Raw genomic sequence first — 20776 nt, 5'->3', positions numbered from 1 at the left:
CCGCCCGCACCTCAGGATGGCGGGGCCTCCTCACGCCCTGCGCCAGCAGCGTTCGTGAACCGGCTGGTCACGTCGATTCCGTCACGCAGGTAGTCGCCGAGCCTGATCCGTACTCCGTTCCGGACCACTTCGGTGCCCGCGCCGAACGACTCCGGCATCCGCCGGGTACGCCACCAGCGCAACGACTCCCCCGCGGCCCGTTTCTGCCGCTTGAGGACCGCCTCCGCCTCGATGACGTCCGCGTGCCGACCCTCGACGACCTCCACCAGTTGGGCACCCGCCCGCAGGTGTTGACGTACCCGGCTCGCCCCGCCGACGCCGAACTTCAGCAAGCCGCGGTGCCGCACCAGATACAGCAGGTACGGCGTGTCCCGCAGCGCGGCGAAGGTCCGGTCGTCGGGCTCAGGTGGGCACTGGGCGCAGGTGCGGTCACGCAGCCGTTGCCACGAGTCGCAGCGCAGGTGCAGGCCCCAGATCCCGTGCGAGTAGGGTGCCTGCCGTTCGCCGTACCACGGTAGGCCGTGGACGTCGCCGGCCAGGTCGATCCAGCCGTCGCGGCGGTGCCGGTCGAGTTCCTCGCCGAGGGCGATCGCGGCCTGGAACTCGGCGGCGGCCCGGGTGGGGATGGTGTCGGTGTCGGCCAGGCCGGCGAAGTGGCGTACCTGGTCGGCGAGTCCGGGTTCGTCCGGTAGCCGGGCCAGCAGGCGGTTGCCGGCGGCCAGGCTCAGCCCGGCGGACCGCTCGTCCAGGCAGATGTGGCACCGGGTCCGCCAGCCGGTACGGCAGACCCGGAGGCTGCCGCAGCTGCGGCACTGATAGACGTCGACGCCCCCGCCCGGCAGCAGGCCGAGCGGTTGCATCTGGTCGGCGATCAGATCCGCGCAGGGTCGGCAGTGGGCGAACCAGGCGGTGTCCGGGCCGCGCTGACGGGTGTTCGCCCGCCCGTGCACCACCTCACCGCAGTTGACGCAGATGCACTCCGTGGGTCGGCTGGCCCTAGGCCGTCGCGTCGTCATCCGCCGGTGCCGGCGGAGCGCCGGTTGCGGGACCGATGGGCACGGGCCGCCTTGGCCTGTGGGGTCCCGCCCCGGCCGCCTTCTGTCCAGGACACCTTGCTGTAGTCGTCCCAGCGGGCGTCGAGTGCAGCCGCCTTCACATGCCCGTCCGGGGTGACGGTGAAGTCGCAGCCGACCGCCTGCATCTGCAACCACACCGCGTTGACGATGTCGGCGTACCGGCCCGGTCCCACGCCCCGGAGGCGTACGGTGAACTCCCGCTCGTCCTGGCTCATGGCCGGCGGATTCCCGCGCAGTGGTTGCTGCTGTGCTCGTGGCGGTGCCGCATCCAGAACACCACGTCGAGGACGCGGAGCATACTCACCGCCTCGGGCAGGACCGCCTTCTCGTGCAGTGCCCGAAGCCGCTGCCCCAATACGCCCTCCTCCTCACGGAGCATGCCGTGCAGCCACTCCCAGAAGCCGGTGCCGGTGCGGTAGGCGCAGGACACCACCGTGTCGTACACCGGCACCAGCTTCGGACGCTTGCGGGCGAGCACCTTGCCGGCGATGACCCATCCGATGCCGTTCGTGTCACGCAGCGCCCGCCACGCAGCGTCCGCGGCACCGCCCGCCACCACCAGTGGGTACGCCTCATCGGTGCCCAGCGCGACGTCGACCGGAATCCTTGCCAGGTCGGCGGCGATCCGTTCACCGGGCTGCCCCTGCAACAGGTCGAGTGCCTGCCGTGGGGGCACCCGTACACCGAGCAGTTCCACCGCGACGAGGTCTTCGGCGGTGATGGTGCCGGCCGTCTCGGGGCGGCTACCGCCACCACCGAGTTGGTCGAACTGTCCGCCGGTGAACGCCGCGTCGCCGGTGGCCAGGTAGTAACTGTGCAGGTCGGAGACCGACCGGGGATCGTCGAGCACGGCCAGCATCTCGGCGAGAGTCAGGGGTTGCGGCACGTTTCTCCTTCGAGGGCTCGTGCTCACCAGCAGCGAACGACAGGTACGAGAGTCGGCAACACAACCAGATCGACGACCGGTGGGGCAACACCACGGCAGGGCACCGCCCTCGCTCGTGAACGGCCGAGGAGAACGCCGCCGCAGTCCTCGCTCACCTGCGCTTTCGTACCGTCAGCGAGACCGGGGAGCGGGCGCACATCGCCATCCGCGTCGATGGCGACCGCCGCCGCGTCAGAAACACGACAACCAGCGGGGCGGGGATCACGCGGCTCGTTGCCACCTCCGGCGATGGTCGAGCAGCCCTACCGGATGCCCGCACGAACGGACGATGCAGGTCCGGCTCTCGTGGGCGTGCTCCCGGCGAGCGGTTCGACCTACCGGGCCCGACTCGGTTCGACCGACGTGAGCGAGCGGGACGGGCCGGAGCAGATCGGGGCTGACCGGGCGACGGGTGGTTTGAGGTACCTGGGCGGCCACGAACGATGCGACGATCAGCACGACCGCGCGGGGCTCGTCGCCGCCGTCAGCGGAGCCCTCCGGCGAACGGCATAGACCGCCACTGGTCGAGCATGCCGCCGAGGGCGTCCGCCAGCATCGGCAACTGGGGGGCCAGGGTGAGACAGGCGACGCCCCGCAGCATCCCCACCGCCGTCACGAGGCGCAGCACGCCCTCGTCGAGCTGCCGCATGTCCCGAAGCTGCGCCGCACTCCGGTAGGCGGCTTCCCCCTCCGGACCGACGCCGACGACGTCCCACTCGACGGGTCCCAGCGTCACCATCTCGAAGTCGGCGTAGCGGTACCCGTCCACCCCGGCGACCATGTTCACGACCGGGGAGTCCCCGTGGACGGGTTGGAGGTCGACCCCGGGAAAGGTCTTCTCGAACAGTTCGCGGGAGCGTACGAGTGGTGCCAGCACCTGCCATTCGCGGCGGGCGCGGTCCAGGTCGGCCGGGTCGATGAGCTCGGGCTGGCCGTCGAGCGCGACGAGGCCGTCCTCGACGAACTGCGGTTCGGCGGCGGACAGGAACGACAACTCACCCGGGTAGTGGCGCAGCGCGGCGTGCAGTTCGGGGACGAGGCCGCAGTTCGCCACGTAGTCGGGTTCCCCGGCCGGGGCCAGCTCGATCAGCTGCCAGAACGTCATCGAGAAACCGTCGTGTCGGACGGGTTCGCGGGGCACGAGGGGGCTGGGCGGGATGACCGGCACGCCCCGCTCGGTGAGCCATGCCGTCACGTCCAGTTCCGCCCGCTGCCGACCGGCCACACTGTCGAGGTCCGCATAAGCGGGCAGGACCGTGGGCACCCGGGCCACGACCGGCGACGGCGCGAGGTGCACGACCACGGAGAAGGCTTCGTAGAGCACGCGGGCGTCGGTCACGTCGAGCCCCCGGGCGCGTCCGGCGTGGACGGCCGCGTCGACCGCACGCCGGGTCCGCTGGGCGATCTGCTCCGGGGTCAGGAAGCTCTGCATACCCCCATCCTTCCTCACGCACCCGACGGGTCGGGGTCTCCGTCGGGTGCGCCGACGACACGAATGCCGGTGTGCCTCACCGGCACGATCCTCGTCAAGGCTCCACGGTCATCGGGGCCGGTCAGCCGGGGTGCAGCTCCTCGCCGATCTTGACGATCAGCCGGCGTGACTCCTCCTCGTCCAGGGCCACCCCGTCCAGGCCCGCCCAGACCTGCTCGTAGGCGGCCCACTCCGCCGGCCGGTCGAGGTAGAGCGCCCCGGTCAACGACTCCTGGTAGACCACCGGCGGGTCGGGGTCGGCGCGCAGGCCGAGCGGGAATTCCAGCAGGACGAACGAGCCGGTGAGCGCCCCGTCGTGCGCCCCGGCGGCCAGCGGCAGCACCCGGATCGACACCTGCGGCAACCGGCTCACCTTCGCCAGGTGCCGGAGCTGTCCGGCCATGGCCGCCGCGCCGCCCACCTCCCGCAACAGCACCGCCTCGCAGAGCAGCACCTCGTAGCGCGGCGGTCGGGGCAGTCGCCGTCGGAGCAGGTCCTGCCGCCGCAGCCGCGCCTCGACCGGCCGTTCCCGCTCGTCGTCGGTCGCGCCGGGCCGGTGCGGGCAGGTCGCGGCGGCGTACGCCCGGGTCTGCAACAGGGCGGGGACGAGCGCCCCGGCGTGCTCGCGGAGCCGGCACGCGGCGGACTCCAGGCCGCCGTAGAGGTCGAACCATTCGGGTACGGGGTCCCCGTACGCGTGCCACCAGCCCCTTCCCCGCGTCTCGCCGGCCAGCGCGACCAGTGCGGCGGTCAGCGCGCGCCGCGCCCCATACAGCTCGCACATGGCCCGCACGTCGACCCCGCGCACCATGCCGAGGCCGCTTTCGATGCGCCACATCTTGTGCCGGCTGCACTCCAGCGCCTCGGCCGCCGCGTCCAGCGTCATGCACGCCTCGGTGCGCAACTCCCGCAGCACCCGTCCGAGGTGCCGACGCGGCACCGACGAGCCCGTGACCTCAACCATCGGAACCCTCCCGACGCCGCTGGCGGGGCAACCGTGCCCGGTAGCGGTCCGCGCGCTGGTTGGGCACGTCCCCCGCCCGCCGCCGCGCCGGCCACTCGTAGACGGTCGCGCCATCGCACCGCGACGTCGCCACCCCATCGGGTACGACGCCCTCGACCGTCCTGCGCCGCCAGCGCCCCGGATCGTCCCCGTCGGGCACCACCTGCGCGGTCAGGTCCACCGCGACCGTCCCCGACCGCAGAAACCACTTCCACCGCCTACCCATGCCGCCTCCCCTTCATGACCCACGCAAGTTTACAACCAAACAAGCTATTCAAGCCATAGACTTTAAACAAGGCATAGGTTGCACCACGTCAAGTCGGCCGTGATGGAGTCGGCGCATGGTGCCGTACGTGCCGCTGTGGCGAAGGATCCGGCAGGACATCCTGGACCGGATCAGCGCCGGGATCCTCAAGCCCGGCGACAAGCTGCCGACGACCAGGGAGCTCGCCGACCAGTACGACACCTCGGGCGTGACCGTCCGGAAGGCGATCGACATCCTGATCGAGTCGGGCGTCTTAGAGGGCAGGCAGGGCATCGGTGTCTTCGTCGCCGGTTCGCCGCAGCAGACCTCGTAGCCCGCTGCGGCGCGAATCCGCATGTCAGGGGCTCGTGCTGCCGTCTCCGAGGCGGTCGAGGTTGGCGAGGAGCGCTTCGATCTCGGCGGCGGCCGGTGCCTGCGCGCCGTACCGCCCGCGCACGTCGCCGAGCAGGTCTTCGAGCTGCCGCCTGGCGTCGGCCACGGCACCGATGCCGGCGGCGAGCGCAGCGATCTGCTGACGGAGCTCGAACAGGTCCGCCGGGTCCGCCACCGCCTGCCGTTGCTCTGCGAGCAGGGAGCGCAACTCGGTCAGCGCCGCCGTAGCCTCGCCCAGCTCGACCTGACACACCGCCGCCTGTTGCCGGCATCCCCAGATCAGCTCCTGGTCCGGTACGGGACGCTGCCGTAGGTCGCCGACGAGCCGCTGGAACTCGGGCAACGCCTGGCGGTAGGCACCGGCGAGGACGTGGAGGTTGGCCAGGTTCAACCGCAGTTCGAGGATTCTCGGCAGCTTGACCTGCCCCTTCGGAACGTTCCGCAAGGCCGTTTCGAGCAGCTCGGCAGCCTGGGTGAAGCGCTCCTGCTCGGCCAGTTCCCAGGCCCGGTCCTGCGCCTCGGCAAGCTCCTCGAACGAGGGTGGCTGGACGCGGTCCACCGGCACCGGCCGGGGCACGACGTCCCGCCGGGCCGGCGGCAGCGGTTCCTGTTGCGGCACCGGGCCGAAGGGGTAGCGGTAGGGCAGGGTCGGGTCCACCACCTGCCCGTCGGCGACGGTGACTGCCAGGTCGGCCGCGATCTCCGGCGCGACGCTGCCGAAGGGCATCAGGATCTCGTACACCTCGGCGGCTGACGCCGGCCGGTGCTGTGGGTCCTTGGCCAGCAGGTGGGTCACGAGTCGCACCAGCCCGTCGGGCACGCCGGCCCGGTGCTCGGCGACCGACGGGACCGGGTCGTTCAGGTGCCGGTGCAGCATGCCGAGGGGACTGTCGGCCCGGTAGGGCGGGCTGCCGGTCAGCAGCTCGAAGAGCACGCAGCCGAGCGCGTACAGGTCGGCGCGCGGGCCGACCACGCTGCTCAGGGCCTGCTCGGGAGCCATGTAGGTGGGTGTGCCCAGGGTGTGCCCGGTGGCGGTGAGCCGGGGGCCGTCGGTGGGGCCGAGCAGCGCGGCCACCCCGAAGTCGAGCACCTTCACCGTGCCGGTCGGAGTGACCATCAGGTTCTGCGGCTTGAGATCCCGGTGCACGAGGGACGCCACGTGGGCGGCGGCCAGCACCGAGCAGATCTGGGCACCGATCGCGGCGGACCACGGCACCGACAGCGGGCCACGTTCGGCGATCAGGTCGGCCAGCACCATCCCCGGCACGAGTTGCATGACGAGGTAGATGTCGTCACCGTGGTAGCCGACGTCGTGGACGCTCGGCACCCCCGGATGGTCGAGCCGGGCGGTGACCCGGGCCTCCCGCATGAAGCGTTCGACCGCGTTCTCCCGCTCGCCTTCGGGGACGGTGAGCTGCCGGAGGAACTTGATCGCCACCGGCCGGTCAAGCTTCTCGTCGAACCCGGCCCACACCTCCCCCATGCCGCCGTGGCCTACCGGATAGGTCAGCTCGTACCGGTCCGCCACCCGCTCCTGCGCCCGCATCAGCATCCCACCGTCGTCACGGTCGCCGCTGCTCGTCGTCGGTGGGCTCGGCTCCGCCGTCGTACAGCTCGGCCAGTTCCCGGTACGCCTCCTGGCCCGCGACCAGGGCGTCCTGGTCGTGTTCGGCGTTCTCGCCGGCGACGGCCGCGAGTTCGAGGGCGGTCTGTAGCCGGCCCAGTTCGCTGCTGACCTGCGCCCATCGGCCCCTGGCCACCTCGCGCTGCGCGGACAGGGCGTCGGCGGCGCGGCCCGTCGCGGGTATCGGCTGCTGCTGGCTGCGGGGTGCCGGCGGTCGCAGGTGGTCCCGACGACTGAGCACGTCGGCCCCCACCCAGAGTGCTTCGGCGAGTGACTGGCCGCCTTCCACCGGATCGACCACGTCGGACAGTGCGGGCAGCGTACGCCCGGCACGTTCGGCCAGTTCGACGAGACCGAAGAACGCATGGCGCGACTCGATCGAGGCGATGGTCCGGTGGATCTGCGGGAACTTCGCGATCTCGGGTGCAACCACCCGGGCCGGTGCGGGTTTCGACAGCACCACGGTCAGCCCGATGCCCACCGTCAACGCGATCAGGAAGAAGATCACCATGAACGGTGCCTGCCACAGGCACAGCCCGAGGGTGAAGAGGAAGACCAGTGCGGCGAGCACCACGAGTCCGACGACGTTCGTGCCGGCGGATGCCACCGGCACGGCCCTCAGGTCGGTGACGTTCCCCCACTCGCGCCGCAGCGACGCGCCGGAGAGTTTGAGCGGGGCGAGAGCCACCACGGTCTGCGTGTCGTCCGTGGCGATCCAGACCTGGAAGGGGTGGTCGGACGGGGGCACCCGTCCTCCTTTCACAGACGCGGTCAGGCGATGCCCTTGCGGCGGCGGATCATCTGGTACGCCTGCCGGCGGGCGAACTGGTTGAGCTGGGAGCGCAGGCTCTCGTCGTCGAGGTAGCGCTGCATGAGCTTGCCGTTGTCGTCGTGCCGGGACAGGATCACGTCCTCGATCCGCCGGTCGCAGACCACGCCGAAGTTGCTCTCGTCGTTGACCATGGCGGCGGCTTCGAGGGTGCCGTCCTCGGCCAGGGCGACGATCTGCTGCTCGACCCAGACCTTGTCGGCCTCCCCCAGCCCGATGCCGAACCGGTCGTTGAACGCGTCGATCAGCTCGGAGAGTGCCACCCGGTCGGGGTCGTTCTGCGTGCCGACCGCCCCGCCGAGGAAGCCGGGCAGCATCTGCTCACCTTCCGGCGACAGGGACGCGTCGTGCTCACCGGTCTTGCTGACCCGCAGGTGGGTCAGCTGCACCTCACCGATGTCGACGGACGGGTCCTGCTGGCGGGGCAGCCGGTTGAGCAACGCCCGGCCGTACAGGTAGAGCCGTTCCAGGTCCTCGTCGTGGTAGGGCACGACCTGGCTGAGGAACGCGTACATCCGGGTGTAGTCGCGCAGCGCGGACCGGAAGCCGGTTGCGGCCTCCGGGTCCTGCTCGGCCAGGGCCTTGAAGCGGTCGACGGCCGGTTCGGTGAAGCGGTAGAGCGCGGCGTGTGCCCGTTGCAGGCCGGTGTCGGTGGTGGCCTTGGCCTCGGCGGCGAGCAGCGCCTCGGCGTACGCCTGCATCTCCGACTCGACGAGCACCGGGTATCCGGTCACCGCATGCTGCGCGGTGTAGAGCAGGTTGGGGTCGGTCGGGGTGGTGGCGGCGGTTTCGAAGTACGGCCGGAAGTGCGCGGCGACGTCGCCGGCCTCGTTGACGAAGTCGAGCACGAACACGTCGCCCTGGGTCTTGAGCGGGTGGATGCGGTTGAGCCGGGACAGGGTCTGCACGGCGGCCACGTTCTTGAGCAGCTTGTCGACGTACATCGTGGTCAGCAGCGGCTGATCGAAGCCGGTCTGGTATTTCTCGGCCACCACCAGGATCCGGTATTCCACCGCCTGCTTGGCCTTCGGCGTGCCGGCGTGCTTGTCGTCGGCGGCGGTGTAGGCGAAGCGGTCGGTCAGCTCGCCCTCGCCGAAGCCGTTGACCCGGGCCTCGGTGTATTCGACGCCGTCGACCTCCAGCTCACCGGAGAACGCGACGAGGGAGTCACAGCCGGGGTACCTGTGCAGGTCGACGTACTTCCTGATGGCGGTGTGCAGGCGGACGGCGCCCTCGCGGGAGGCGGTGACTACCATGGCCTTCGCGCGCCCGCCGAGGCGCGACGCGGTGTGCTTGCGGAAGTGCTCGACGATGATCTCGGCCTTCTGCGCCTGCATGGTGGGGTGCAGGCTGGCGAAGCGGGCGAGCTGCGCGCCGGCCTTCTTGGGGTCGACCTCCGGGTCGTCGGGGTTGGCGTTGGCCAGCTTCCAGTACGACTTGTAGGTCAGGTAGTTGCGCAGCACGTCGAGGATGAAGCCCTCCTCGATGGCCTGCCGCATCGAGTAGGTGTGGAACGGCTGCGCGTCCCCGGTGACCGGGTGCGGGGTGCCGAACAGCTCAAGCGTCTTCGCCTTGGGGGTGGCGGTGAACGCGAAGTACGACAGCGTCTGGTGCCGCCCCCGGGCCAACGCGGACGCGGTGAGCAGGTCGCCCGTCTCGTCCACGTCGTCGCTGCCGAGCCGGAGCAGCACCTTCTTCAACGCGGCGGCCGAGTCACCGGACTGCGACGAGTGCGCCTCGTCGACGATGACGGCGAACCGCTTGCCGCGCAGCCCCTGCACCTGGTTGAGGATGTAGGGGAACTTCTGCATGGTGGTGATGACGACCTTGGCGGTCTCGCCCTGGAGGGCGGCGGCGAGCTGGGCGGAGTCCTTGTCGATCCGCTGCACCACGCCCGGCACGTGCTCGAACTGGAACACCGTGTCCTGGAGCTGCCGGTCGAGCACCACCCGGTCGGTGATGATGATGACCTTGTCGAAGACCGGTTCGTCGGGGCGCAGCCCTGTGGCGCGGGTGCCCTCGTCGAGGGTGTGCGCGGTGTGCAGGCTGGACAGCCGGTGCGCCAGCCAGGCGATGGTGTTCGACTTGCCCGACCCGGCCGAGTGCATAACGAGATAGTTGTGGCCGGAGCCGTGCCGGGCCGCGTGCGCGGTCAGCCGGGTCACCGCGTCCCACTGGTGGTAACGCGGGAAGATCAGCGCCTGGGACTCGCGGTCGGTGTGCAGGAACCGGCGGATCAGGTCCAGCCAGGTGTCCGGGTGCCAGATCTGCTCCCACAGGTAGGAGCTGCGGTAGCCGCTCGCCCCGACGGGCGGGTTTCCGGCACCACCGGACGCCCCCGGCCCGTTGGACCCGGTGTTGAACGGCAGGAACCGCGTCTTCTCCCCCGCCAGCTTCGTCGTGACGAAGACCAGGTCGGGATCCACCGCAAAATGCACGAGGGTACGCCGGGCGAAGAGCAGTTCCTTCGGGTCGCGGGTCCTGCGGTACTGCTCCTTGGCGTCCTCGACGGTCTGCCCGGTCAGCGGGTTCTTCAGCTCGGCGGTCGCCAGCGGGATGCCGTTGACGAAGAGCACCAGGTCGAGGGTGTTGTTGTTGCTTGTCGAGTACGCGAGTTGCCGGGTGACGGTGAGCCGGTTCGCCCGGTAGAGGGTGAGCGCGTCGTCGGTGATGGCATGCGCCGGCTTGAAGTAGGCCAGCCGGATCAGCACGCCCTTGTCCTTGACGCCTCGGCGGAGGACGTCGAGCGGGCCACGCTCGTCGAGCTGCCTCGCGAGGTACTGCGCGAACTCCCGCCGCGCCACATCCGGATCGTTCCCGTGGTACGCCAGCAACCGCGCCCAATCCTCCGGCTGGGTCGCCCCGATGAAGGCGGATAGCTCGGCGGTGTCGAGGCCGAGTTGCCGGTCATAGTTGCTAGCCAACCCACGCAGCCAAGCCTTGGCAAGGAGATCACCCTCGATCGCCTCTTCAAATGTCTGCTCCTGATGCACAGGGCTCATGCGTCCATCCCCGAGGCTGTTGTCACGTCGATGGCACCAGTGACCGCAGCAGTGATGACGGCCTGCCTACGTTCAGTAAACAGATCGACCTGACCGGCAAGCGAACATGCCGTCTTCTTCGACCACTCTGCCGCCTCCTGCAATTGGAGCACTAGTCGGTCTTGCATCTTTCGCTCGGGGAAAGGGAAGCGATGTTCTCGTAATTGCTCGCCTGTGAGGTGACCAATGGTCGTACTGTTTCCCTCGGCCGAAAAAACGTCCACAGCAGTTGCAGCCCGAAGACAATAGAAGAGCCACCAAACGGAACTCCGACCACGGGACCGCGCCCGGTGTAGAGCCTTCTGGTAATAAATCTCCTTGACGGCACCATCCCATACAGCACAGCGACCAGGCTGACCTCCCTCGCAGATCAACAAATCCCCCGCCCTCACCTCATAGCGCGACCGCTCGTGAGGCGGGAAGTCCATGCATAGCAGATCTTCCGTTTCGATGTGATCCCACTGCACATTAGAATTTCGCAGATAAGGCCGCAGGTGCTTGCCTCGCACCCGATCTTGATTAAGCATTTTACCTAGCAAAACCTCATACTGACTCGAAACGGTCAGCACGGGCCAGTCAACTGGCACATCCTTTATCCATCTAAGTCCACTGATTTTCCTCGGCCCCGGTTCCTCCGAACCGGAAACGGCATTGAATACCCGACTTAGTTCACGCTCCTCAATAAGCTTCAATTGGCGCTTTCGCGCCCCAACGAGCCGTCCAATCCGGGCAGTCTCGACGTCAAGAAAATTAGCAATGCGACGCTGTTCATCGAGCGATGGGACAGGGAGAGCAAGCTCACCAATCAGCGAGGCGCTCAAATTTTGAAGACCAGTTGATGTAGAACTAAGCAGTTTGACCTGATTTTTGACCAGCGAGCTGTTCAGGAAATACCACACGAAACGAGATTCAAATGACGCACTAACGCGAAGCCTTTGCAGGAAGTTGGAATAGCCGAAGCCTCCCGCTGCGACCTCCGCCGTAACAAGCCCAGCCTTACCTAAATGCGCGTCACTTCCACTTGACTTGACTACAACGAGGTCACCAACCCTCAAGCGAGTAACAGCAAGATCTCTCGGCGCCAGGTCTCGCAGAGCGGCGTTTCGCGGGTCAATGACACCGTTAATATCGATATCAGTTGACCTTAAAATGGGTACGCCACGCTCGGGAGTGGGCTCGTCGCCCCATACCCCAGCAGCACTTGCAACAAGAGCTCTCTTTAATTTCATGCTCGCAAAAGTCACCGGGCGACCTCGGCAAGGAGCACCTGAATTTCCGCCTCAATTTTCTTGATCTCGGCGTCAATCGCTGGAAGCTGACGCAGCGGCGTGTAGAGGTGAAAATGCCGAGTGAACGGGATCTCGTAGCCGGTCTTGGTCTTTGACTCGTCGATCCAGGCATCCGGGACGTGGGGTAGGACCTCGCGTTTGAGGTAGGCGTGGATGTCCTCGTCGAGCGGCACGTTCTCGTTGTCGCGCAGGTCCGTGTCCGGCAGCGGCCTGCCCTTGCGGTCGGTCTGCACCTCCCCCTCTGGGTCGCTGACCGAGAACGCCTCCCACACCGCCTTCTCCACCGCCGCCGGCAGCTTCCCCAGCCCGTTCAGCCGCATCGCGAATTCGGCGCGCGTCGCGGACGACGTACCGATGAGGGACCTGGCCCCGGCGAGCAGCGACTCGCGGTCGGCGTACTTGAGGACGGCCCGCGCCTCGGCGAGCAGGGCGACCGTCTCGTCGGTGACCTCGAAGCGCAGCCGCAGCGGGCGTTCGACGGTGATCCGCTGGTAGCCGAAGTCGGTGGTGGCGAAGACCTTCACCTTGGCGTGCTGCGGGTGCTCCGGATCGTCGGCGATGGTCAGCGCGTCCACGTAGGCCCGGGTCAGCTCGGCGATGTGGTCGTCGGTAAGCATCTTGCGTTTGTCGCCGAGGCTCTTGCGCATCTTGGTCCAGTGGTCGCGGCCGTCGAGCAGCACCACCTTGCGGCGGCGGGACGCGTCCTTGCGGTTGGTGAGGATCCAGAAGTACGTGGAGATGCCGGTGTTGTAGAAGAGCTGGTCGGGCAGGGCCACGATGCCTTCGAGCAGGTCGTTCTCCAGGATCCAGCGGCGGATCTCCGACTCCCCCGACCCGGCCGCACCGGTGAACAACGGCGAACCGTTGAACACGATCGCCAGGCGGCTACCGCCGTCCTCGGGGCGCTTCATCTTCGAGATCATGTGCTGGAGGAACAGCAACGAACCGTCGTTGATCCGGGGCAGCCCGGCACCGAAGCGACCCGCGTGACCCCGGGCGTGCTCGGCCTTGACGTAGTTCTCGACCTTCTTCCACTCCACCCCGAACGGCGGGTTGGCCAGCATGTAGTCGAAGCGCTCGCCGTCGTGGCCGTCCTGGCTGAACGAGTTGCCGAACGCGATCTTCGTCGGGTCGCCACCCTTGAGCATCATGTCCGAACGGCAGATCGCGTACGTCTCCCCGTTCAGCTCCTGCCCGTACACCTCGACCGTGGCGTGCGCGTTGTGCGCCTCGATGTGCTCCTGCGCCTCGCTGAGCATCCCACCGGTGCCACACGCCGGGTCGTAGACCTTGCGGACGATGCCCGGGGTGACCAGGTCGTCCTCGTCGGGGGCCAGCAGCAGGTTCACCATCAACCGGATGACCTCGCGGGGGGTGAAGTGCTCACCGGCGGTCTCGTTGCTGATCTCGGAGAACCGGCGCACCAGCTCCTCGAAGACGTAACCCATCTGGTGGTTGGACACCACGTCCGGGTGCAGGTCGATGTCGGCGAACTTCGCCACCACCTGATAGAGCAGCCCCGCCTCGGCCAGCCGGCCGATCTGGGTGTCGAAGCCGTACTTCTCCAACACGTCCACCGCACCGGGCGAGAACCCACCGATGTAGGCGCGCAGGTTCAACGCCACATGGTCCTGGTCACCGAGCAACCGACGGAACGACATCTCACTGGTGTTGTAGAACGACAACCCCGCCGCCCGCCGCAACACCGGATCCACGTTCTGCACACCCGACGCCCTGAGCTGCCGGTGCCGGTCGAGCACCGCGTCCTTCGTCGGCGCCAACACGCAGTCGAGCCGACGCAGCACGGTCAACGGCAGGATCACCCGACCGTACTCGGACTGCTTGTAGTCGCCCCGCAGCAGATCCGCCACCGACCAGATGAAGTTCGCCAACTCTTGGTGCTTGGTGCTCACCAGGTTCCTTTCGATTGCTCTGAGTCAAGAATTATGGCTGTCGGGCTCACCCGACGTGCTCCCCCACCCGGTGACGATGATCAACCAGGCGTCATCGGGCGATGACCGACGGGTGGCCGACCTTCGTCCGGATCGTCGGGATGGGGTGGCGTGTGCCGATCTCCACCCCTGCTGAGGGGGTTGCCCGGTGCGATCCGCCTGATCTGCCAGGTTCGCGCCGGAGACCCCGACCCGCTGAACCGGGGTCGGATATCCGACGGCGCGTCGCCCGCAGCGGCGGCCGCCCCGCCCCGGGGAGCCTGGCCATCCTCGCTCCCCGTCACGATCCACATCCTCCGCACCCGCGCAGCGCTCAGCAGCCTTCGCGCATCGTAGCCGTTGACAGGGTTCACAGAGGATGCTGGCCACGGACGTCGCCCTCCCTCCGGTCGTGATGACGTATGCGCAGGTGAATGCCCTGATCAAATAGTCGGCTGTCCATGATTGGACAGCTTCAACCCTGGCCTGACCTGGTTCGGGCTGCCTACCGTTTAGCTCATAAAGGGGCATTGATCAGATTCAACCGGCAAGTTGCTTCTGATCACCAAATTTACCCCTTTACCACCACGCTGCCGCATCGCTGCGGCGCCACCCGAAGGAGGCACCATGTCCACCGAGTCCGCCAAGAAAGCCGACCAGCCCGCCCCGAGCGACAGTGACATCGCCGAGGCCGCCGCGCTCCTGGTCCCCGCCACCACAGCCGGCATGCCGCCGACCGCGCAGCTCTTCTGGGCTGTGGTCGCGGCCAACGGGGTCCTGAACCGTGGCTTCGGGGTGGTCTCGTCCACCCGCGTCGCCGTGGGGCAGTACCAGGTGGTCTTCAGCCACGACGTGACCCGCTCCGCGTACGTGGGGAGCATCGGCCTGACCGGTTCCGTCGGGGCCTCGCCCAGCGGCGAGATCGCGGTGGTCGGCCGGTTCGGCGTGCCGAACGGCGTGTTCGTCCAGACGTTCACCTCGGCGGGAGTGGCCGCCGACCGGGCGTTCCACCTGACGATCTCGTCGTGACGCCAGCGCAACCAGGTCCCCGTCACCTCCGGGTGGCGGGGACCGCTCACGTCGGTCGGATCGCACCCCGGGCCAGCCCGTCGGCGGTGAGCTGCACCAGTTCCGCCCCCAGCGTCGCCGCCAGCCGCAGCGCCCGCTCGAAGTCGTCCAGCCGCCGGGCCGCCTCGCCGTATGCCTGCTGCTCCGGCAGACCCAGCCGACGCACCGACGCCCGCCGGATGTCGAACCGCAGTGTCCCGGACAGGCTCGACGCCTGCTTCTCGTTGGCCGACGTGCGCAACTGCCCGGCCAGGAACCACGGGTCCAGCGCCCCCGGATCGGGCCGCAACAGATAGAGGTTGCGCCCCAGCAGCGTCCCCGTCGTGGTGATCACCCGCGCGGTGAGCTGCTGGGCGACCACCGGCACCACCACGTCCCCCACCTCGATGGGGATCTGCTGGCCGTACCGGTCGTCGATCCGGCCGGAGGCCTGCGCACCGGCGAGCACGTCCCCGACGGTGAGCACGGGCGGCCCGTCCGGGGCCGGCTCCGACACACCGGCCCGCACCGGTCCGAGCAGGTGCAGCGCGCCGGCCCGGAGCAGCTCCCCGACGGTGAGGAACTGCCCGGCCGTCCCGTCCGGTGCGGGGGTGGCCGGCGGCATCAGCGCCGGCAGTGCGGCGACGACGGCGGCCAGCCGCTCCCGGGTGCGTGTCAACTGCTCCCCCGAAACCTCGCTGCCGACGGCCGGTTGCCGGCGCGCGGGCGTCAGGTCCACCTCGTCGTCGAGCAGCTCGATCACCGGGATCGTGCGGGCGAAACCGGCCTGGTCGACCTCGGCGTCCGGCATGGCGTCGAAGGCCCGCCACACGCCCAGCACCCGGGGCGCGGTCCCGGCGAGGTCGCCGCCGGCCGCGTCAACCAGCAGCATCCGGGCCGGGGGTGGCGCGTCCGTCGCGGCCCGCCGCAGCACCCACAGGTGCAGCGGTACGCCGTGCGACCCGGCCGCCCCCGGCGGGAGCGCGATCACCGCACGTAGGTGGCCTCGGCGCAGGAGTTCGCTACGGATGCGTTTGCCGGCCCGGCGGCTGGCCACCGTGGGCGGCATCAACAGCACCGCGTGCCCGCCGACCCGCAGGTGCGCCAGGGCGTGCTGCACCCAGGCCAGCTCCGGTTCGGTACGCGGGGTAGTGCCGACGATCCAGCGAGGGTCGTGGCCCAGCTCGTCGTCGCCCCAGTTGGTGGCCCCGAACGGGGGGTGGCAGACGACGGCGTCGACCGGCTGGCCGGCGAACGCGTCGGCGCGCAGCGAGTCGCCGGTGCGCACCTCTCCGGGCACGTCCCGCAGGGCCAACCACAGTCCGGCGAGCGCGGCGAGGTCCGCGTCGATCTCCTGCCCGTAGGCGGCGGCACAGCCGGCACGGGCGGCGGCCCGCAGGGTGGCCCCGGAGCCGACGGCCGGGTCGAGGACACTGCCGCCACCCACGGCGGCGAGCCCGACCATCAGGTCGGCCAGGTCGTCCGGGGTGGCGAGGGGCCGGCCGGGGCCGGGGCCGGAGAACCGCTGCCACAGCTCGTCGAAGGCGTCCGGTGCGCCCCGGTCGTCAGCGAGGGCGTCGAGGTCGGCCAGCAGCGCGGCAGGAAGCGAGTCCGCGGACGGTAGGGCAGCGGACCAAGGGCCGGCGGGCGGCACCGCATCGGGCTGCGGGTCGATGGGAGGCGGGGTGGTCTCCCGGGGAGGGCGGTGGCGGGCGAGCAGTCTCGCGCCGACGGCGGCGAGGGCGGCGGCCGGGGAGTCGCCGGCCGCCGCGAGGTGTCGCCAGAGCCGCTCGGCGGTGTCGAGTTCGGGCAGCTTGCCCTGGCCGCGCAGCCACTGCTCGACCTCGATCAGGTCGAACTCGGGGCTGGCCGCGGAGCCACCCACCGGGGCGGGGAAGTCGGGGTGCCGCTTGCGCCAGTTGCTGACGGCGGCCCGGCCGACCCCGGCGAGCCGGGCGATCTCCGCTGCCGTCACGGTCGGTGTCTCTTGCATCTTCGCATGATGCCACAGCCGTCAAGCATCTTGTCCGTTGACAGTGTTCACGGATAATGTGAACATGTTCCCGCAACACCCCGCACCACGAGGAGGAGTTCGAAGATGCGTCACGCCCAGCACCACCGGATGACCGGACCGACCACCCGCCCCGGTGCCCGGGACGACTCCCGCCGACCCGGCAACACCCAGCCTCCCCTCTTCGCGCACCCGGTGCCCGCACCACCGCCGGGGACCTACCTGACGACCGTCTACCGACTCCGGGTCGACCCGACCGCCGCCGGCCTGACCCGGGCGCTCAACCGTCAGTACCTGGTGGACAGCGGCTTCCCGGTCAACACCCGGCAGGTCGCCGGAGCGCCCGCCCTGCTGGTGCACGGCACCGTGCCCCGACCCCGCGCCGACTGGTGCGACGTCCTCACCGCACTCACCGGCCGCGAGGTCGACCTCGGCCACAGCAGCGGGGGCGGGTTGCTCCTGCTGGCCGTCGACGACCGGGCGTACGCCCTCGCCTACGGCACGCTGGGCCGGCACATGATCGACCAGGGCGTGGTCGACCCGACGTTCGGCGTCTCCTTCGCCGTCCGGGCGCTGCTGCCCAGCGAGATCCGCCAGGTCCGGCGGCGGATGATCGGCACCAGCGGACGGGTGGACCGTAGCCTCGTCCCGGCCGGCCAGCCCATCCGCAAGTTCGGCATCGACAAGTGGGGCGAGATCGTCGGCCAGCTCAGCGGACCGGCCCACAACCCGAACCTGACCGTGTGCCGCCGCACCGGCCGGCCCACCCGGATCGAGGGCGGCGACGCGCTGCGCATCCACCTCGCCGTGCAGCCCACCCGGCTGCTCGCCGACCTGCGGGAGATCGACCGGGTCTGCCGGCAGGAGTTCCCGCTGGCCGACCTGGCCTTCGTCACCCAGATCCGGCCGGTCTCCTCCCGGGACCCCCGGCTGCCCGCGCTCGCCGCCGAGCTGGACGCGCGGCTCGGCCAGCCGGATCCGGCGCAGCTCGGGGTGGCCGTCCCCGGCGGTCTCGTCGACGACATCGAGGCGGTGCGGTCCTACCGGATCCAGGTCCCGAGGTCCGGCCGGCGGACCTCGCTCGTGGCCGAGCTGAACCTGCCGGCCCTGCTGGCCCACACCCGTCGGGTACCCGCCGGTGACCGGTGGTCCGGGCTCCAGCGGGGACGGATCACCCTGCACACCGACGCGGGCGGCGCCGGGGAACCGCTCTCCACGCCGGCCTCCCGCTGGATCACCGCCGAGGTGACGGTCGGCACGAGTCACCTGCTGCTGCACGAGGGCGGCTGGTACGAGATCGGCGACCGGCACCGCGAGTTCCTGCACCAGGAGATCGCCGAGATCCTGGCCCGCCCCTGCGGCATCGCCCTACCAGCGTGGACGCCTGACCTGCCCGACGAGGACGCCTACAACCGGGCCGCCGCCGACCGCGACCCCCGCCTGGTCCTGCTGGACAAGAAGCTGCTCCGCACGGCTCAGCACCGGCGCGGCATCGAGGCCTGCGACCTGCTCGGCCCGGACGGCGAGCTGATCCACGTCAAGCGCGCCTCCGGCAGCTCCCCGCTGAGCCACCTCTTCGCCCAGGGTGCCGCCTCGGTGGACGCCCTGCGTTACGAGACGGACGCCCGGGAGCGGCTGGCCGAGCTGGTCCGCCGGCAGCCCAACGGTCGGGAGATCGGCGGGGACTTCCGCCCCCGCAAAGTGATCTACGCGATCGCCCTGGGCAGCGGCCGGCCAGTCACCGTCGGAACGCTGTTCACCTTCGCCCAGGTGGCGCTCTACCGGGCGGTAAAGGCGCTGCGCACCGAGGACGTCGACGTCGAGGTCGTCGGCATCCCCGCCGCCTGATCCACCTCCCACCTCAAGCCGATCTCACTCAGGAGGCGCGTGATGGGTTCCGACGGCTCTCCCCCCGCTCCGCCGGGTCTCCCCCCGAAGATCATCGGGCCTGGTCCCGGCCTCACCCCGCCGACCGCCGACCCGGGCGAGCTCGACCTACGCGACCGGTGCAGGCGGGGGTCCACACCTACCGGCCGGCGGCACGCCACACGGTGCCGCGTCGCTCGTAGGCGAAGAGGGTCTCCACGGCGTGCGCGACCCGGGGGCCGAACTCCCGTTCCAGGATGTGCAGGCCGAGGTCCAGGCCGGAGCTGACGCCGCCCGAGGTGACGAGGTCGCCGTCGTCGACGACCCGCGCCGGCACCGCGTGCACGCCGGTGGCGTCGAGCGCGTCCATGCCGAGGTGGTGGGTCACCGCGTGGCGGCCCTCGATCAGGCCGGCCATGGCCAGGGCGAGCGACCCGCCGCAGACGGCCGCCACCGTCACGTCGGGGTTGTCGAGGGCGGCGCGCAGCGGTACGGCCGCCGAGTCGGCGAACCGGGACAGCAGCACGGGAATCGTCGCCACGCCCTCGTCGGGGTCGCCGGTGGTGGGTCCGCTGGCACCGGGCACCACGACGTAGCCGGGCCGGGCCGGGTCCAGCCGGGCGGTCGCTCGCAGCGTCAGGCCGCGGGTGCCACCGACCACCTCCCGGGGGCCCTCGACCGAGACGAGTTCCACCGTCAGGGCACTCCCGGCGGCATCGGCGCCGGCGGCCAGGACCTCGAAGGGCGCGATGACATCGAGCGGGTCGAACCCGTCGAACAACACGATCTGGATCGGCATGTCCACGATCCTCGGCCTCGCCGCAGCCGCCGGCCAGTGGCAGGATTGCCATTGCCCGACGGCTTCTTGCCATCCCGCACGTTGCGGGGTGCCCGCCGTCGATCCGAAGGAGGTGCCGCTGTGCACACCGTGCTGGTCCTGGCGCTCCCGGGCACCATCGCGTTCGACCTGGCCACCCCGATCGAGGTGCTGGGCCGGGTGCGGTTGCCGGGCGGCCGGGCCGGCTATCGGGTGCTGGTCTGCGGCAGCGAGCCGGTCGTCGACGCCGGCCCGCTGCGGCTGGCCGTCGACCACGGCCTCGACGCGCTCGCCGACGCCGACACCGTCATCGTGCCGGGCCGCTACGACCCGGCCGCGCCACTGCCCGCTGCGGTGCTGGACGCGCTGCGGGCGGCCGCTGCCGCCGGCGTCCGGATCGCCTCGATCTGCGTGGGCGCGTTCACCCTGGCCGCCGCCGGGTTGCTCGACGGTCGGCGGGCCACCACGCACTGGGCCGCCGCCGAGCGGTTCCAGGCGATGTTCCCGGCCGTCCGGGTGGACCCGGCGGTGCTGTACGTCGACACCGGCCAGTTCGTCACCTCCGCCGGGGCGACCGCAGGCGTGGACATGTGCCTGCACCTGGTCCGCCGTGACCACGGGGCGGCGGTCGCCGCCGACGCGTCCCGGCAGGCCGTGGCCCCGCTGCACCGCGACGGCGGACAGGCGCAGTTCATCGTGCGCCCCGGTGCGGACCCCGCCGGGGTGGGTCTCGGCCCGGTCCTGGAGTGGTTGGAGTCGCACGCGGACGAGCGGCTGACCCTGGCCGACGTGGCCGCCCGGGCCGGGCTCAGTGTGCGGACGCTCAACCGCCGTTTCCACGAGGAGACCGGCCTCACCCCGATGCAGTGGGTCGCGGCCGTGCGTGTCCGCCGGGCGCAGGAGTTGCTGGAACGCACCGACCACGGCGTCGACCGGATCGCCCACCTCGTCGGTTTCGCCTCACCGGCGCACTTCCGGGTCCAGTTCAAGCGGCGCAGTGGAGTGTCACCGCAGGCGTACCGCAGGACTTTCGTCGCCGGGTCGGTGCCCGGCTGAACGGGCGTTCCGCCGGGGACGGCAGGTGGTGCACCGTCGCCGCCGGGAGTGACCGGCCCCGGTACACCCGATGCTGTGCCAGCGGCTGGACGGCGGTTACGCCGTGTTCGTCGCCAGGCCGGACCGCCCACCAGTCCCGACCGGTACCACGAC

General features: G+C 70.2%; 17 protein-coding genes. 4 read left to right on the top strand and 13 right to left on the bottom strand.

Annotated features, from left to right (window positions below; translation table 11 throughout):
* Window positions 1-11: 11 nt before the first annotated feature.
* The 6 genes from AB0C22_RS30395 to AB0C22_RS30370 form a co-directional block, all read right to left on the bottom strand.
* Window positions 12-1016, bottom strand: coding sequence for a hypothetical protein (locus AB0C22_RS30395; RefSeq protein ID WP_357538383.1), 1005 nt, complete (start codon window positions 1014-1016; stop codon window positions 12-14).
* Complete coding sequence (locus tag AB0C22_RS30390; protein WP_357538381.1) at window positions 1013-1291, bottom strand: hypothetical protein; 279 nt, start codon at window positions 1289-1291, stop codon at window positions 1013-1015. The genes AB0C22_RS30395 and AB0C22_RS30390 overlap by 4 nt, the downstream gene beginning before the upstream one ends.
* On the bottom strand, window positions 1288-1962 hold the full coding sequence (locus AB0C22_RS30385; RefSeq protein ID WP_357538379.1) for a DUF6308 family protein: 675 nt from the start codon (window positions 1960-1962) through the stop codon (window positions 1288-1290). Before AB0C22_RS30385 ends, AB0C22_RS30390 begins: the two co-directional genes overlap by 4 nt.
* A 523-nt stretch (window positions 1963-2485) precedes the next feature.
* Complete coding sequence (locus AB0C22_RS30380) at window positions 2486-3433, bottom strand: hypothetical protein (RefSeq protein WP_357538377.1); 948 nt, start codon at window positions 3431-3433, stop codon at window positions 2486-2488.
* Between the two features lie 121 nt (window positions 3434-3554).
* Window positions 3555-4436 (bottom strand): helix-turn-helix transcriptional regulator, encoded by an 882-nt coding sequence (locus AB0C22_RS30375; RefSeq protein ID WP_219462166.1) that lies wholly within the window; start codon window positions 4434-4436, stop codon window positions 3555-3557.
* Entirely contained in the window at window positions 4429-4701 is a 273-nt protein-coding gene (locus AB0C22_RS30370) for a hypothetical protein (protein ID WP_357538374.1), read from the bottom strand. Before AB0C22_RS30370 ends, AB0C22_RS30375 begins: the two co-directional genes overlap by 8 nt.
* Before the next feature lie 115 nt (window positions 4702-4816).
* Here AB0C22_RS30370 and AB0C22_RS30365 point away from each other — a divergent pair, with 115 nt between their 5' ends.
* Window positions 4817-5053 (top strand): GntR family transcriptional regulator, encoded by a 237-nt coding sequence (locus AB0C22_RS30365; RefSeq protein WP_357538372.1) that lies wholly within the window; start codon window positions 4817-4819, stop codon window positions 5051-5053.
* Between the two features lie 24 nt (window positions 5054-5077).
* Here AB0C22_RS30365 and AB0C22_RS30360 read toward each other — a convergent pair whose 3' ends face one another.
* From AB0C22_RS30360 to AB0C22_RS30340, 5 genes are read right to left on the bottom strand one after another with little or no spacing between them, the layout of a single operon-like run.
* Entirely contained in the window at window positions 5078-6658 is a 1581-nt protein-coding gene (locus AB0C22_RS30360; protein WP_357538370.1) for a serine/threonine-protein kinase, read from the bottom strand.
* 16 nt (window positions 6659-6674) lie between these two features.
* Entirely contained in the window at window positions 6675-7484 is an 810-nt protein-coding gene (locus AB0C22_RS30355; RefSeq protein WP_357538368.1) for a hypothetical protein, read from the bottom strand.
* 23 nt (window positions 7485-7507) lie between these two features.
* Window positions 7508-10567, bottom strand: a complete 3060-nt coding sequence (locus tag AB0C22_RS30350; RefSeq protein ID WP_357538366.1) for a type I restriction endonuclease — start codon at window positions 10565-10567, stop codon at window positions 7508-7510.
* Entirely contained in the window at window positions 10564-11850 is a 1287-nt protein-coding gene (locus AB0C22_RS30345) for a restriction endonuclease subunit S (RefSeq protein ID WP_357538364.1), read from the bottom strand. The genes AB0C22_RS30350 and AB0C22_RS30345 overlap by 4 nt, the downstream gene beginning before the upstream one ends.
* Window positions 11847-13808 (bottom strand): class I SAM-dependent DNA methyltransferase, encoded by a 1962-nt coding sequence (locus AB0C22_RS30340; protein ID WP_357538362.1) that lies wholly within the window; start codon window positions 13806-13808, stop codon window positions 11847-11849. Before AB0C22_RS30340 ends, AB0C22_RS30345 begins: the two co-directional genes overlap by 4 nt.
* Before the next feature lie 645 nt (window positions 13809-14453).
* Between AB0C22_RS30340 and AB0C22_RS30335 the strand changes: the two genes are divergently transcribed.
* Entirely contained in the window at window positions 14454-14855 is a 402-nt protein-coding gene (locus AB0C22_RS30335; RefSeq protein WP_219462177.1) for a hypothetical protein, read from the top strand.
* A 46-nt stretch (window positions 14856-14901) separates the two neighbouring features.
* Here the strand turns inward: AB0C22_RS30335 and AB0C22_RS30330 are convergent, their stop codons facing one another.
* Window positions 14902-16866 (bottom strand): N-6 DNA methylase, encoded by a 1965-nt coding sequence (locus tag AB0C22_RS30330; RefSeq protein WP_357538360.1) that lies wholly within the window; start codon window positions 16864-16866, stop codon window positions 14902-14904.
* A 105-nt stretch (window positions 16867-16971) separates the two neighbouring features.
* On the opposite strand from AB0C22_RS30330, the gene AB0C22_RS30325 reads away from it, so the two are divergent.
* Entirely contained in the window at window positions 16972-18732 is a 1761-nt protein-coding gene (locus tag AB0C22_RS30325) for a DUF6119 family protein (protein WP_357538358.1), read from the top strand.
* 178 nt (window positions 18733-18910) lie between these two features.
* Here AB0C22_RS30325 and AB0C22_RS30320 read toward each other — a convergent pair whose 3' ends face one another.
* Window positions 18911-19549, bottom strand: a complete 639-nt coding sequence (locus tag AB0C22_RS30320) for a DJ-1/PfpI family protein (protein ID WP_357538357.1) — start codon at window positions 19547-19549, stop codon at window positions 18911-18913.
* Window positions 19550-19669: 120 nt separating this feature from the next.
* Here AB0C22_RS30320 and AB0C22_RS30315 point away from each other — a divergent pair, with 120 nt between their 5' ends.
* On the top strand, window positions 19670-20623 hold the full coding sequence (locus AB0C22_RS30315; RefSeq protein ID WP_357538355.1) for a helix-turn-helix domain-containing protein: 954 nt from the start codon (window positions 19670-19672) through the stop codon (window positions 20621-20623).
* Window positions 20624-20776: the final 153 nt, after the last annotated feature.

Origin of the sequence: Micromonospora sp. NPDC048894, from assembly GCF_040649765.1 — a bacterium.
Taxonomy (GTDB): domain Bacteria; phylum Actinomycetota; class Actinomycetes; order Mycobacteriales; family Micromonosporaceae; genus Micromonospora; species Micromonospora antibiotica.
Note: the sequence above shows the minus strand (reverse complement) of the source record. Positions and strands in the feature narration are given on the sequence as shown.